Origin of the sequence: Streptomyces azureus (genome assembly GCF_001270025.1) — a bacterium.
GTDB classification, from domain to species: Bacteria; Actinomycetota; Actinomycetes; order Streptomycetales; family Streptomycetaceae; genus Streptomyces; species Streptomyces azureus.
On sequence record NZ_DF968478.1, the window covers coordinates 17,049 to 30,191 of the forward strand.

At 71.9% G+C, this 13,143-nt stretch carries 13 protein-coding genes and 4 pseudogenes; 6 read left to right on the forward strand and 11 right to left on the reverse strand.

The genetic code is table 11. From position 1 onward, the window contains the following. Nucleotides 1-66: 66 nt before the first annotated feature. A complete protein-coding gene (locus AOQ53_RS36665; protein WP_059424063.1) occupies nt 67-1,488 on the forward strand; it encodes a lipase maturation factor family protein in 1,422 nt (473 codons plus the stop codon). Here AOQ53_RS36665 and AOQ53_RS42335 read toward each other — a convergent pair. From AOQ53_RS42335 to AOQ53_RS43335, 6 genes and pseudogenes are all read right to left on the reverse strand, one after another. Further along, nucleotides 1,476-2,308: pseudogene (locus AOQ53_RS42335) on the reverse strand (amidohydrolase family protein). The gene AOQ53_RS36665 and the pseudogene AOQ53_RS42335 sit on opposite strands and share 13 nt — an antisense overlap. Next, a complete protein-coding gene (locus AOQ53_RS36675) occupies nt 2,305-2,622 on the reverse strand; it encodes an L-rhamnose mutarotase (RefSeq protein ID WP_059424066.1) in 318 nt (105 codons plus the stop codon). The pseudogene AOQ53_RS42335 and the gene AOQ53_RS36675 overlap by 4 nt, the downstream one beginning before the upstream one ends. Beyond that, nucleotides 2,619-3,629 (reverse strand): aldo/keto reductase, encoded by a 1,011-nt coding sequence (locus AOQ53_RS36680; protein WP_059424068.1) that lies wholly within the window; start codon nt 3,627-3,629, stop codon nt 2,619-2,621. The genes AOQ53_RS36675 and AOQ53_RS36680 overlap by 4 nt, the downstream gene beginning before the upstream one ends. After that, nucleotides 3,626-4,381, reverse strand: coding sequence for an SDR family NAD(P)-dependent oxidoreductase (locus tag AOQ53_RS36685; protein ID WP_059424070.1), 756 nt, complete (start codon nt 4,379-4,381; stop codon nt 3,626-3,628). Before AOQ53_RS36685 ends, AOQ53_RS36680 begins: the two co-directional genes overlap by 4 nt. Further along, nucleotides 4,378-4,863 (reverse strand): annotated as a pseudogene (locus AOQ53_RS36690) (enolase C-terminal domain-like protein); the annotation flags it as partial. The pseudogene AOQ53_RS36690 and the gene AOQ53_RS36685, both read right to left, overlap by 4 nt. After that, nucleotides 4,860-5,027, reverse strand: a pseudogene (locus tag AOQ53_RS43335) (sugar ABC transporter ATP-binding protein); the annotation flags it as partial. The pseudogenes AOQ53_RS43335 and AOQ53_RS36690, both read right to left, overlap by 4 nt. On the opposite strand from AOQ53_RS43335, the gene AOQ53_RS36695 reads away from it, so the two are divergent. Beyond that, nucleotides 5,008-5,670: a FadR/GntR family transcriptional regulator gene (locus tag AOQ53_RS36695; protein ID WP_059424081.1), complete on the forward strand. Its 663-nt coding sequence runs from the start codon at nt 5,008-5,010 to the stop codon at nt 5,668-5,670. The pseudogene AOQ53_RS43335 and the gene AOQ53_RS36695 sit on opposite strands and share 20 nt — an antisense overlap. Nucleotides 5,671-5,704: 34 nt before the next feature. On the opposite strand, the gene AOQ53_RS36700 is transcribed toward AOQ53_RS36695, so the two are convergent. After that, entirely contained in the window at nt 5,705-6,178 is a 474-nt protein-coding gene (locus AOQ53_RS36700) for a carboxymuconolactone decarboxylase family protein (RefSeq protein ID WP_059424072.1), read from the reverse strand. Nucleotides 6,179-6,529: 351 nt separating this feature from the next. Here AOQ53_RS36700 and AOQ53_RS36705 point away from each other — a divergent pair, with 351 nt between their 5' ends. The 3 genes from AOQ53_RS36705 to AOQ53_RS36715 all read left to right on the forward strand — a co-directional run bounded on the left by AOQ53_RS36705 (nt 6,530) and on the right by AOQ53_RS36715 (nt 9,628). After that, complete coding sequence (locus AOQ53_RS36705; RefSeq protein ID WP_236711942.1) at nt 6,530-7,297, forward strand: alpha/beta hydrolase family protein; 768 nt, start codon at nt 6,530-6,532, stop codon at nt 7,295-7,297. Between the two features lie 358 nt (nt 7,298-7,655). Then, complete coding sequence (locus tag AOQ53_RS36710; protein WP_059424074.1) at nt 7,656-8,999, forward strand: amidase; 1,344 nt, start codon at nt 7,656-7,658, stop codon at nt 8,997-8,999. 209 nt (nt 9,000-9,208) lie between these two features. Further along, nucleotides 9,209-9,628: a VOC family protein gene (locus tag AOQ53_RS36715; protein WP_059424075.1), complete on the forward strand. Its 420-nt coding sequence runs from the start codon at nt 9,209-9,211 to the stop codon at nt 9,626-9,628. Here AOQ53_RS36715 and AOQ53_RS36720 read toward each other — a convergent pair. From AOQ53_RS36720 to AOQ53_RS43970, 3 genes are read right to left on the reverse strand one after another with little or no spacing between them, the layout of a single operon-like run. After that, nucleotides 9,600-9,929 (reverse strand): hypothetical protein, encoded by a 330-nt coding sequence (locus AOQ53_RS36720; RefSeq protein ID WP_236711943.1) that lies wholly within the window; start codon nt 9,927-9,929, stop codon nt 9,600-9,602. The two genes, AOQ53_RS36715 and AOQ53_RS36720, sit on opposite strands and share 29 nt — an antisense overlap. 24 nt (nt 9,930-9,953) lie before the next feature. After that, nucleotides 9,954-10,436 carry a GNAT family N-acetyltransferase gene (locus tag AOQ53_RS36725; RefSeq protein WP_059424077.1) on the reverse strand — a complete coding sequence of 161 codons (483 nt, stop codon included), beginning with the start codon at nt 10,434-10,436 and terminating at the stop codon, nt 9,954-9,956. Between the two features lie 57 nt (nt 10,437-10,493). Continuing rightward, nucleotides 10,494-10,667, reverse strand: coding sequence for a hypothetical protein (locus AOQ53_RS43970; protein WP_107084056.1), 174 nt, complete (start codon nt 10,665-10,667; stop codon nt 10,494-10,496). Nucleotides 10,668-11,100: 433 nt separating this feature from the next. Here AOQ53_RS43970 and AOQ53_RS36730 point away from each other — a divergent pair. After that, nucleotides 11,101-11,902, forward strand: a pseudogene (locus AOQ53_RS36730) (SDR family oxidoreductase). A gap of 7 nt (nt 11,903-11,909) precedes the next feature. Here AOQ53_RS36730 and AOQ53_RS36735 read toward each other — a convergent pair. Next, nucleotides 11,910-13,143 (reverse strand): SDR family NAD(P)-dependent oxidoreductase (locus tag AOQ53_RS36735; RefSeq protein ID WP_059424078.1); only part of this gene is annotated, 1,234 nt, incomplete at its 5' end.

Sequence of the window (13,143 nt, forward strand, 5' to 3'; positions counted from 1 at the left end):
ACCGGATCGGTGGCACACGCAGCGTGACACCGGGGTCCGGCGCCGCACTGGGAGGAGCGCACGGCCGTGGACTGGTTCACCGCATCCGACTACTGGCTGAGCCGGCTGGTCTTCCAGCGGGCGCTGGCCGCCGTGTATCTGGTCGCGTTCCTGACGGCGGCGTTGCAGTTCCGCGCGCTGATCGGGCAGCGCGGCATGCTGCCGGTGCCGAAGTTCGTCGAGCGGGTGCCTTTCAAGCGGGCGCCGAGCCTGTTCCAGCTGCACTACTCGGACCGCTTCTTCGTCGTCTGCGCGTGGGCGGGCTGCGCGGTGTCGGCCGCGCTGCTGGCCGGGCTCGACTCGCTGCTGCCCCTGTGGGGCGGCATGCTGCTGTGGCTGGTGCCGTGGGTGCTGTACCTGTCGATCGTCAACGTCGGGCAGACCTGGTACTCGTTCGGCTGGGAGTCGCTGCTGCTGGAGGTCGGTTTCCTCGCCGTGTTCCTCGGCAACGACGAGGTGGCACCGCCCGTCGTCGTGCTGTTCCTGCTGCGGTGGATCCTGTTCCGCGTGGAGTTCGGCGCGGGGCTGATCAAGATGCGGGGCGACGAGTGCTGGCGGAAGCTGACGTGCCTGGACCACCATCACGAGACGCAGCCGATGCCGGGCCCGCTGAGCTGGTTCTTCCACCATCTGCCCAGGCCTCTGCACCGGGTCGAAGTGGCCGCGAACCACGTCACCCAACTCGTGGTGCCGTTCCTGCTGTTCACCCCACAGCCGGTCGCGACGGCCGCTGCCGCCCTGATGATCGTCACCCAGCTGTGGCTGGTGCTGTCGGGCAACTTCGCCTGGCTGAACTGGATCACGATCGTGCTGGCCCTGTCGGCGGTGCAGTTCCCGGCCGATCCGCCGTCGGTGCCCGACGCGCCGCTCTGGTACGAGGTGGTGGTCCTCGCGGTCGCCGCGCTGCTCCTGGGTCTCAGCTACCAGCCGGTCCGCAACATGCTCTCCCGCCGGCAGATCATGAACCGCTCATTCGACCCGCTCCATCTGGTCAACACCTACGGCGCGTTCGGCAGCGTCAGCCGGATCCGCTACGAGGTGGTCGTCGAGGGCACGGCCGACGACGTACCGCGTGAGGACTCGGATTGGCGGGAGTACGAGTTCAAGGGCAAGCCCGGTGATCCCCGGCACTGGCCGCGCCAGTTCGCGCCGTACCATCTGCGGCTCGACTGGCTGATGTGGTTCGCGGCCCTCTCCCCCGCGTACGCCGGGTCATGGTTCGGTGCCCTGGTGGAGCGGTTGCTGGAGAACGACCGCGACACGCTGAAGCTGTTGCGCCGCTCGCCGTTCCCGCCGGACGAGCCCCCGCGGTACGTGCGCGCCCGCCTGTTCCGCTACCGCTACACGACCTGGAGCGAGCTGCGGGAGACGGGCGCGTGCTGGGAACGGACGTATGTACGGGAGTACCTGCCGCCGACGCGGCTGGCGGAGACCGTTCAGAGGTCGTAGACGCGGGTGGCGGTGGCCCCGGGGATCCGGGCGTGGTCGGTCGGGTGGGCCGGTCAGCCGGCGTGCGGTGGTCGAGTACCTCGCCGTAGGTCGCCGCGAGGGTGCACACCGGCCAGTCCGAGCCGAACATCAGACGGTCCGGGCCGAAGGCCTCCAGCGCCGTGTCGGCGTACGGGCGCAGGTCGTCGATCGTCCAGGACGCGAGGTCGGCTTCGGTGACCATGCCGGAGAGCTTGCAGACGGTGTTGGGCAGCGCGGCGAGGGCGCGGAGGTCGGACGCCCAGGGTTCGAGGGCGCCGGAGGCGATGGGCGGCTTGCCCAAGTGGTCCAGGACGAAGGTGAGTCCGGGCAGCAAGGCCGCCGCCTCGGTGCAGGCCGGGAGCTGGTGGGGCAGCACGACCAGGTCGTACACCAGCCCCGCGTCGGCCACGGCGGTCAGGCCGCGGCGTACCTCCGGACGCAGCAGCCACCGCGGATCCGGCTCGCCCTGGACCTGGTGCCGGGTGCCCTTGAGGTACCGCCCGCCGGGCAGCTCCCGCAGCCGGGCCAGCTCGTCGGCCACGTCGGGGCGGGTGAGGTCGGTCCAGCCGACGACCCCCGCGATCAGCTCGTGCTCGTCGGCGAGCGCCAGGAATTCCGGGGTCTCCTCGGGGACGGTGACGGTCTGGACGAGGACGGTGCGGTCGACGCCCGCCGCGCGGGCCTCGGGTGCGAGATCCTTCATGGTGAAGTCGCGCCGGATCGGGTTGCTTTGGGCGATCCAGTCCTGGTCCCGCACGGACAGGTCCCAGACGTGGTGGTGCGCGTCGACCACGGTCATGACGGCAGCTCCCAGACGACGGGCAGGCCGGCGTCCGCGCCCTCGCCGGAGTAGTCGTGCACCACGTCCAGCAGCTCGGCCATGCGGGCCTGCCAGGCGACGTTGACCGGCAGTTTCTCCAGTTCGGCGAGGAGGCGGGCGTAGTCCTCGCACTCCAGGACGTGGAACAGGTCTGTGCCGCTCCTCCAGATGGTCCAGGAGGTGGCGCCGGCCGCGCGGATGGCGTCGGTGAGTTCACCGGGCACCTCGCGGTGGGCGGCCTCGTGGTCGGCGATGCGGTCGGCGCGGACCTTGGTGTGCAGGGCGACTCTCATGACGGCTCCTTGGCCGATTCCTCGGACGGCTCCTCGGCGGGTACGGGGGCGTCGGCGGGCAGCAGGCCCTTGGCGCGCAGCTCCCGCCAGAACGCGGCGGGCACGCGGGCGGCGAACTGGTGGGCGCAGTCTCGGACTTCGTGTGCGGAGCGGGCTCCGACGAGGACGCTCGCGACGGCCGGGTGGGCGGCGCAGAAGGCCAGGGCTGCGGCGCGCAGCGTGGTGCCGTGACGGTGGGCGACGGACTTCAGGCGCAGCGCCCGCTGGACCAGGTCGGAGGGTGCGACGGTGTAGTTGTACTTCGCGCCCGGCTGCGGGTTCGCCAGCAGGCCGGAGTTGAAGGCGCCGCCGATGACGACGGACGTGCCGCGTTCCTGGGCGGCGGGCAGCAGGCCGGTGAGGGCGCTCTGGTCGAGCAGGGTGTAGCGGCCTGCGCACAGCACCACGTCGACGTCGGTGTCGCGGACGAAGCGGGTGAGCATCTCCGCCTGGTTCATCCCGGCGCCGATCGCCCCGACCACGCCCTGCGAGCGGAGCTTCTCCAGCGCCGGGTAGCCCTCGCGGAAGGCCCATTCGGCGTGCTCGTCCGGATCGTGGAGGTAGACGATGTCGACCCGGTCGAGGCCGAGGCGTTCCAGGCTGGCCTCCAGGGTGCGGCGGATGCCGTCGGCGCTGAAGTCCCAGACGCGGCGATGGGTGGCCGGCACGGCGAAGCCGTTGGCCAGGTCGTCGCCGGTGCCGTCCGTGGGTTCCAGGCGGCGGCCCACCTTGGTGGAGACGGTGTACCGGTGGCGGGGGTGGTCGCGCAGGGCGGCGCCGAGGCGGCGTTCGGACAGGCCGAGGCCGTAGTGCGGGGCGGTGTCGAAGTATCGGATGCCGCGCTGCCAGGCGGCCTCCACGGCCTCGTGGGCCTGGGCCTCGCCGACCTCGGAGTACAGGTTGCCGATCGCGGCCGCGCCGAAGGACAGGGCGCTGACCTCGACGCCGCTGCCGCCGAGCCGGTTCACCGGGTCACCGGCCGCAGCCGCAGGCCCTGCATGCCGCCGTCGACGGCGAGCGAGGTGCCCGTGGTGGCGCCGGACAGGGGGCTCGCCAGATAGGCGATGGCGCCCGCGACCTCGCCGGCGCCGACCAGGCGGCCGGTGGGCTGGCGGGCCTCCAGGGCGGCGCGTTCGGCGGCCGGGTCGGGGGCGGCGTCGAGGAGGCGGCCGACCCACGGTGTGTCGACAGTGCCCGGGTTGACGCAGTTGACGCGGATGCCCTCGCGGACGTGGTCGGCGGCCATGGCGAGGGTCAGCGAGTACACGGCGCCCTTGGTGGCGCTGTACAGGGCGCGCTGCGGCAGGCCCGCGGTGGCGGCGATGGAGCAGGTGTTGACGATCGCCGCGTGCGAGGAGGCGCGCAGGTGGGGCAGGCAGGCGCGGGCGGTGCGGACCATGCCGACGACGTTGACGTCGTAGACGCGGTGCCAGTCGTCGTCGGAGTTGTCCTCGACGGTGCCCTGGGCGCCGATGCCCGCGTTGTTGACCAGGACGTCCAGCCCGCCGAGGTCGGCGACCGCCGCCGCGACGGCCTCGCGCACGGACGCGTCGTCGGTGACGTCCGCGCGGTAGGCCAGCAGGGGCTTGTCGACCGACGACGGGTCCAGGTCGAGGACGGCGACCTGGGCGCCGCGCTCGGCCAGGAGTTCCGCGGTGGCCCGGCCGATGCCGGAGGCGCCGCCCGTCACCAGGGCCCTGATGCCCTCGAAGTCGCTCATGCAGCCCGACCCTTCTTCTGTTTGCCGAGGTCGGCGGCCCAGAACTCGCCGCCCGGGTAGGTGTACCGCGCCAGCGACTCGGGCCGCATGGCGGCCGAGAAGCCCGGCGCGGTGGGTGCCGTGTAATGACCTTCGCGGATGACCACCGGGTCGAGGAAGTGGTCGTGCAGATGATCGACGCATTCGATGACGCGGTCCTCGGTGGTTCCGGTCAGGGCCACGTAGTCGAACATCGACAGGTGCTGGACCGGCTCGCACAGGCCGACGCCGCCCGCGTGCGGGCCGACCGGGACGCCGAACTTGGCCGAGAGCAGCAGGATCGCGAGGTTCTCGGGCACGCCGCCGACGCGGGCCGCGTCGATCTGGACGACGTCCAGCGCGTCGGCCTGGAGGAGTTGTTTGAAGACGATCCGGTTGTGCACGTGCTCGCCGGTGGCGACCTTCACGGGGGCGACGGCCCGGCGGGTCGCCGCGTGGCCGAGGCGTTGTCACCGATGGACATGCCGAAGACCAGGCCCTCGTCGTGCCGGTCGCGGGGGACGAAGCCGACGCCGGCCTTCGGCGCGGCCTGGACGTCGCCGAACGGCAGCGCAGCGCCGTCGGCACGGACCGTCCCGCGGGTGGGGATGTGCAGTCCGGTGAAGGCGGTGATCGGCGAGGGCCGGCTGGAGCCGGGCCAGCGGCTGCCGACCGAACGTGACCTCGCCGTCCAGCTCGGCATCTCCCGCAGCTCGATGCGGGAGGCGATCCGCGCGCTCACGGTGCTGGGCCTGCTGGAGGCCCGGCACGGGTCGGGCATCTACGTCACGCAGCAGGAGGCCGGCGACCTGCTGGAGACCTTCGGCGTCGTGGCGGACCTGTCGCGCGGCCCGCGTCTGGTGGAGCTGCTGGAGATCCGGCGGATCCTGGAGTCGACGACGACCGCTCTGGCCGCCGCCCGGGTCACGGCGGACCAGTTGGCCGAGGTCGAGAAGCACCTGGCGGCGATGAACGCCACGGACGATCCGGAGGAGATCCTCGCTCTCGACCTGGCCTTCCACCGTGAGATCGCGGCGGCCGCGGGCAACGAGACGATGGCTGCGATCCTGGAGGGCCTGTCGTCGCGGACGTTCCGCGCCCGTGTCTGGCGCGGCTACCAGGAGGAGGGCGCCTTCGCCCGCACCCGCCGCCGCGAACCCGCCGCGATCCACCGCGCCCTGGCAGCCCGTGACCCGGAGGCGGCCCGCGCGGCGGCGGCCGCGCACGTGGGCGAGGTGGAGGAATGGCTGCGGGCACAGCTCGGGCCCTAGGAACAGCCAGTCCCCAGGGCCCGATGTGCCGCCGCTACTTGAACTGACCGGGCTGGTAGTCGCCCGCCGGCTGCTGGAGGATGACGTTCAGCCGGTTCGCCGTGTTCATGAAGGCGATCAGGGTCACCAGGGCGACGAGCTGGTCCTCGTCGTAGTGCTTGGCGGCCCGCTCCCACACGTCGTCCGGCACCCCACCGGCGCCGTCCGCGATACGGGTCCCCTGCTCGGCCAGCTCCAGTGCGGCGCGCTCGGCCTCGGTGTAGACCGTGGCCTCCCGCCACGCGGCGACCAGGTTGATGCGTACGGAGGTCTCACCCGCCGCCGCGGCCTCCTTGGTGTGCATGTCGATGCAGACCGCGCAGCCGTTGATCTGACTCACGCGGAGCGAGACCAGCTCCCGGGTGGCGGCCGGCAGCGGTGAGTCCACGACCAGCCGCCCCAGGGACATGAACTGCTTGATGACCTTGCCGGCGCTCGGGATGGCGAAGACGTCCAGTCGCGCGTTCATGGGGAACTCCTCTGTCGTTGTGGATGCTTACGCCCTTATGAGTCAGGAGCCCCGGCCCGATGTGACATCGATGAATGTGACGTGCGTCTCCCGCTGTCCCGCGCCGCCCACGCCCCGTGCGGGGGCTGCACCTCGCGGGCCCGCAGGGCGACAATGGGCCGTATGCGGCTACGGGGCACAGCCTGGGTCACCGCCGGAATGCTGCTGGCCGTCGCGATCGGCTGTACCGGCGGTGGTGACGAAGGCGCTGCCGAAACACCTCAGACATCGACCCGGGCCACGAGCGAGAGACCTCTCACGACGCCCTCCCCCACCCCCGCCCCAGCCGACCCCGTCTCCCTCCCGGCCCTGATGCAGCGGAAGCACACCGGTTCCGGCCTGCGTCTCGGCGCGATGCTCGACCGGACCTCCGCCTACACCCGCTACGCCGTCACCTACGAGGCGAACGGTCTGACCATCTCGGGGATCATGAACATCCCCGAGGGCAAGGGCCCGTTCCCGGCGCTCGTGCTGGCGCACGGGTACATCGACCCGGACGTCTACTTCAGCGGCCAGGGCATGCCCCGGGAGCAGGACCGCCTGGCCCGCGGCGGCTACGTCGTCCTGCACACCGACTACCGCAACCACGCCCGCTCCGACGACGACCCCGCCAACGACGCCGGTCTGCGCCTCGGCTACACCGAGGACGTCATCGGCGCCGCCCTGGCCCTGCGCGACTCCGGGCGGCCGGAGATCGACGGCGACCGGATCGGCCTGTTCGGCCGGTCGATGGGCGGCGGGGTCGTGTACAACACGCTGGTCGTGGCGCCCGGCCTGTTCGACGCCGCGGTGGTGTACGCGCCGGTGAGCGCACGCCCGGAGGAGAACATCGACCACTTCCAGCGGCCCGACGGCGATCCCCTCGTGACCGACATCGAGGAGAAGCACGGCACGCCGGAGGAGAACCCGGCCTTCTGGCGCGCGGTGTCGCCCCTGACGTACGTCGACCGTGTCACCGAACCCCTGCTGATCCAGCACGGCACGGCGGACGACACCTGCCCCCTCACCTGGTCACGGCAGGTCGCCGCCGCGTTCGAGAAGGCGGGCAAGGACGTCGAACTGCGCACCCACGCCGGCTAGGGGCACACCTTCGGGCCGAGGTGGCCGGTCTCCATGGACATCACCGAGGCCTTCTTCGCACGCCACCTGCGCTGAGCCGCCCGGCCCCGGGGACCGGTACGGCCCGAACCCGGCGGTCCGTACCGGACCCCCCGCGCCCCGGCCACCCGCACCCGCCACCGCCGGGCCCGCACGGCATCGGGCAGCAGCAGGATCCGGCTCGCGCCGACGACCCCGGGCGGCGGAGTACCTGACCGGGCCCCGAGCGCCAGGTCCCCGGGCAGTTCCCGCCGAGGGCCTCGACGTGCGCCCCCGGCCGGTGCACAGTTCTCCCTACGTACTCGCCAGTAAGCCCGTCCTTCCACGTCGAGGAGCCTCTGTGACCACCTGGGCCGGCCGCACCGCCGCCGAGATATCCGCCGCCGTACGCGAGAAGCGGGTCACCCCCCGCGAGGTGATCGCCGAGCACCTCACGCGGATCGAGCGGCTCGACGGCCGTGTCGGGGCCTTCCGCACCGTGCGCGCCGATGCGGCGACGGCCGAGGCCGACGAGGTGGCCGCACGGGGCGACTTCGACCGTCTGCCCCTGGCCGGGGTGCCCGTGGCCGTCAAGGACAACCTCGCCGTGCGCGGCGAGTCCACCCGCGTCGGCTCGGCCGCGACACCGGACACTCCGGCCACCCAGGACCATGTGACGGTGGCCCGGCTGCGAGCGGCCGGCGCGGTGGTCGTGGGTCTGACGAACGTGCCCGAGCTGTGTGTCTTCGGCACGACGGACGGCGTGCTGGGCATCGCCCGCAACCCCTGGGACCCGTCGCGCTCGGCGGGCGGTTCATCGGGCGGCAGCGCCGCCGCGGTCGCCGCCGGGATGGTGCCGATCGCCCTCGGCAACGACGGCATGGGTTCCCTGCGCATACCGGCCGCGAACTGCGGCCTCGTCACCATCAAGCCGGGACACGGAGTGGTCCCGACGGGTGCCGGGGACGGCGGCTGGTTCGGCTTGTCGGAGAACGGACCGCTCGCCACGACCGTCGAGGACGCCCGCCTGATGCTCTCGGTGCTCGCGGGCGACGAGCCCGCCCTCCGCTCCGAACCCGGCCCCCTCAGGGTCGCCGTGTCGCTGCGCAGTCCGGTGGCCGGCGTCACCATCAGCCGGCCGTACGCGGCGGCCGCGCGGGAGGCGGCCGGGGTGCTGATGAAGGCGGGCCATCAGGTCAGGCGAGCCGACCCGCCCTACCCGATGTCGCTCGCCACGACCTCACTGGCCCACTGGACGGCCGGCACCGCCGCGGACGCGCAGCACCTCGACGCACGTCTGCTGACCCGGCGCACCCGGATCCACGCGAGACTCGGCCGGCCCTTCATCGGCAGGGTGCGCTCCGGGGCGGCCCGGGAGCAACTGCGCCGGCGGCTGGAGCCGTTCTTCGCCGAGTACGACGTGCTGCTCACGCCCGCGCTCGCCCGCCGCTCCCCCAAGGCCGCGCCCTGGCACGAGCGGGGCTGGCTGAGCAATCTCCTGGCCAACACGAACTACTCGCCCCTGACGCCCCCGTGGAACCTGACAGGCTGGCCCGCCATGTCGGTCCCCTGCGGAACCCTCCCCTCCGGCGCCCCTGGTGCCGTGCAACTGGTGGGACGCCCCGGCACGGAGTACCAACTCCTGGAAGTGGCACAGCAGTTGCAGGAACGTAATCCGTGGCGGCGTACGGCACCGATGAACTAGAGTCGGCCGGGTGACTGCCGGGTCGGCCGTAGGCCATGCACGAGTGAGGCGCCCGGCCTCGGAGTGAGCGCGGCGGGGGCGACCCCGCCCGGGCTCGCCCGAGAGCCGGAGAGGGCACGAGCCCCGCCTCCCGTCTCCGTGTCCTCATCCTCTCGCGCCCACTGCGGCGCTTCACCACGGATCCCGAGACCCGGAGACCTTTCAGACTCATGTCCCACGCACAGCACACACCCGAACTTCCGGCCACCGTCGCCCATCTCGACCACACCGTCGTCTTCTCCTCGGACCGCCAGTTGTCCGCGGAGTTCCTGGCGGCGGTCCTGGGCCTGGAGGTCGGCGCCCCCTTCGGGCCGTTCCTGCCCGTCGACCTGGGCAACGGCGTGACCCTCGACTACTACGAGAAGCGCGACGAGCCGATCCAGGCGCAGCACTACGCGTTCCTCGTGCCCGAGGAGCAGTTCGACACCATGATCGCCCGGCTGGAGGCGCTGGGGGTGACCTACTTCGCCGACCCGAGGCACACCGAGCCCGGCCGGGTCAACGACCTCTTCGGCGGCCGCGGCGCCTACTTCGCCGACCCGGACGGCCACAACATGGAGATCATGACCCGGCCGTACGTCCGTCCCTGACGGCTGCCCGGGAGACCGGCCCGGCGACCACCCAGTGGGGCCTGCCGAGGCGCCGGATCCGCTCGAAGCCGTGGCTCTCGAACAGCGTCACCGTGCCGGTGTACAGGAACGACGCGGAGACCGGCCGGCCCTCGGCGTCCTCGGGGTAGCCCTCCACGGTGCCGCCGCCGAGGCGTGCGACCTCGTGGAGGGCGCTGTCGGGAGCGGCGGCGGCCACACCCCGGCGGTGGGCCCGATCGACCAGACCGGCGAAGTCGGGCCAGCCGGCCGCCTCCGGAGGCCTCACCCGAAGGCCGGCCATGGAACCCTCCGATGTGCTGATGCTCTAGAGCGCCCGGTGCATGATGTGCAGTCCCACGGGGCCGTGCCGGGGATGTTCGAACGCGTCGGGCACCGTACCGAGGATCGTGAAGCCCAGGGAGGTCCACAGCTTCACGGCCGGGTTGGTCTCGACGACGGCGTTGAACACCATGCCCCGGTAACCGGCGGCCCTGGCCTGGGCCAGGAGGTGTTCGGCGAGGGCCCGGCCGTAGCCCCGGCCGCCCTGGTCCGGGTCGACCATGAAGCCGGCGTTGGCGATGCGGGCGGCGGGCCCGCCGTAGTTGGGGGTGAGGTAGGCGGAGGCGACGACGCTGCCGCTGTCGTCCTCGACGACGTGGACGCGTTTCGCCGGATTCATCCACAGGACCCGGGCCTCCTCCTCGGAGGTGCCCGGGTCCCATGCGTAGGTCTCACCCGCGGCGACGATGCGGTGCCAGAACGGCCAGATGCGCGGCCAGTCGTCAGCCGTTGCTTCCCTGATCAGCATGGACGCGAGTCTGGCACGCCCGTGCGGATCGACGAACGCGGAGGGTGCGGCGCCCGTTCAGTCGACGCTGGGCAGGATGTGGGGCTCGGCGAGGTCCTCCTCGTAGCCCGCGAGGCGGATCGGGGCCGACCGGGCCCACACGTCGAGGCTGCCGAGCTCGTCGGACCGGTGGCCCTTGCGCTCGGTGCGTTCCTTGGGGCGTTGCTCGCGATTCGTCTTTTCCGGTGTCACCGCGCACTCCTTATGTGTCGGTCACCCTCGGGACGTGCGCGCCGGTCCTGCTCTACGCCTGACGCCCGCTCGGGTCTGATGCCAAATGCAATGCAGTTCGGACGCGGTGGCGCCGGTAATTCGCGGGAGCGCAGGCCGTGGTGTACCGGCTTGTCCCATGACGGACCGTGGGTGTGGATCCCGTCCTGCTGTCCGTCCGCCCTAGATTAACCAAATGAGCGGCCCCCCGCTCGATGGGGCTGAAAACTAGCGGTAACGATCGCGCGTCATCCTGTGTTCAACTCGGGTTTACGTACCGATTTGCCACAGAAAAGACGTTTTATGGATCACTCGAACGGCTTAAGTCCGCACCGGCGGTTTCCGGACGGTTGCGCAGGGTCTCCCACACCCCCTCGGGCTGTCGGCTGACGGACCGTCATGAGACGGTACGTCGATGACGTCACCGTCGTACGGCCTGGAGGGCAAGGCCGCCGTGGTCACGGGGGCCACGCGCGGCATCGGACGCGCTGTCGCGAAAGCGCTCGCCTCGGCGGGCGCACTGGTGTGCGTCACCGCGCGCGACGCCGACGAGGTACGGCGTACCGCCCTGGAACTGGGCGGCATCGGGCTTGCGGGCAGCGTCGCCGACCCCGGCCATCCCGGCGCCTGACGGAGCTGGCCCTTCGCGAGTTCGGCCGCCTCGACGTCCTGGTCAACAACGCGGCGACCAATCAGCCGTACGGACCGCTCATGGACGCTGCCCCGGAAGCCTGGCGCGATGCCTTCACCGTCAATGTCGAGGCACCGCTGCGGCTGGTGCAGTGCGCGTGGCGGTCGTGGATGTCGGAGCACGGCGGCACGGTGATCAACGTGTGCACGGAGGGCGCCGGCCATGTCGGCCCGAACGTGGGCGCGTACGGCACGACCAAGGCCGCGCTGCTGCACCTGACCCAGCAGCTCGCGGGTGAGCTGGGCCCCGGGTGCGGGTGAACTCCGTCTCCCCCGGCCTGGTGCGTACCGAGATGGCTCGGTTCACGTGGGAGCCGGGCGAGGAACAGATCGCCGCGGGGCTGCCGCTCGGCCGGATCAGGGAGCCCGAGGACGTCGCACGGGCGGTGGTGTGGCTGGCGTCGGACGAGGCGGAGTGGGTGACAGGGGCAGACCTCGTGGTGGACGGCGGCACCCGGGCACGGGCAGCGCGCTTCCCAAGTCAGGGGCGGGGGGAACTGCGCGCCAAGCCACACTCAACCCGCTGACGAACCCCTACCACTTCCCCGGCTCGTAGTCCTTCAGAAAGACCCCGTACAGATCCTCCCCCGCCTCGCCCCGCACGATCGGGTCGTACACCCGAGCCGCCCCGTCGACCAGATCGAGCGGCGCGTGGAACCCCGCCTCGGCCAGCCGCAGCTTGTCGTAGTGAGGCCGCTCGTCCGTGATCCACCCCGTGTCCACCGAGGTCATCAGAATCCCGTCGGTCTGGAACATCTCCTGCGCACTGGTCCGCGTCACCATGTTCATGGCGGCCTTGGCGGCGTTCGTGTTCGGGTGCCCCGCACCCTTGTAGCCACGGCCGAACACGCCCTCCATGGCCGAGACGTTCACGACGTACGCGCGCCCGCTCGCCGCCTTCTTCGCGGCCTCGGCCATGACCGGGCGGAGCCGGCTGATCAGGATGAACGGCGCGGTGTAGTTGCACAGCTGGGTCTCCAGCAGTTCCACCGGGGAGATCTGCTCGATCGTCTGCACCCAGGTGTTGCTGTCGACGACGTCGGGGAGCAGCCCGCCCGCGTCGATCGCCGTGCCGTCGAGGTGCCGCTCGACGCTGGCGTTGCCCGCGACCAGGGCGAGGTCGGCGACCTGCTGGGCGTCGAGGCCGCTGGTGCCGCCGAGGGGCAGCGCGGCCAGGCCGTCGACCGCGCCGGAGTTGAAGGCGCCGATGACGTGGTGCGCGGGGAGCTCACCGGCGGGCAGCGGGGCGCTCTCGCCCTCGACCAGCGCGGCGTAGGCGGAGGGCAGCCGGCGCACGGTCTGGGTCGCGTTGTTGACGAGGATGTCGAGGGGGCCCGCCTCGGCGACCTGTTCAGCGAGGGCCACGGCCTGGGCCGGGTCGCGCAGGTCGATGCCGACGACCTCCAGGCGGTGGATCCAGTCCGCGGAGTCGTCCATCGCCTTGAAGCGGCGGATGGCGTCCTTCGGGAAGCGCGTGGTGATCGTGGTGTGCGCGCCGTCGCGCAGCAGCCTGAGGGCGATGTACATGCCGATCTTGGCGCGGCCGCCGGTGAGCAGGGCGCGCTTGCCGGTGAGGTCGGCGCGGACGTCACGCTTGGTCCGGTTCACGCGGGCGCAGTCGGGACAGAGCTGGTGGTAGAAGTAGTCGACTTCCACGTACCGGGTCTTGCACGTGTAGCAGGAGCGCGGGCGCTGGAGTATCCCCGCGATCCTGCCCTCCTCGGTGTTCGACGACGGCAGCAGGCCCTCGGTCTCGTCGTCGATGCGC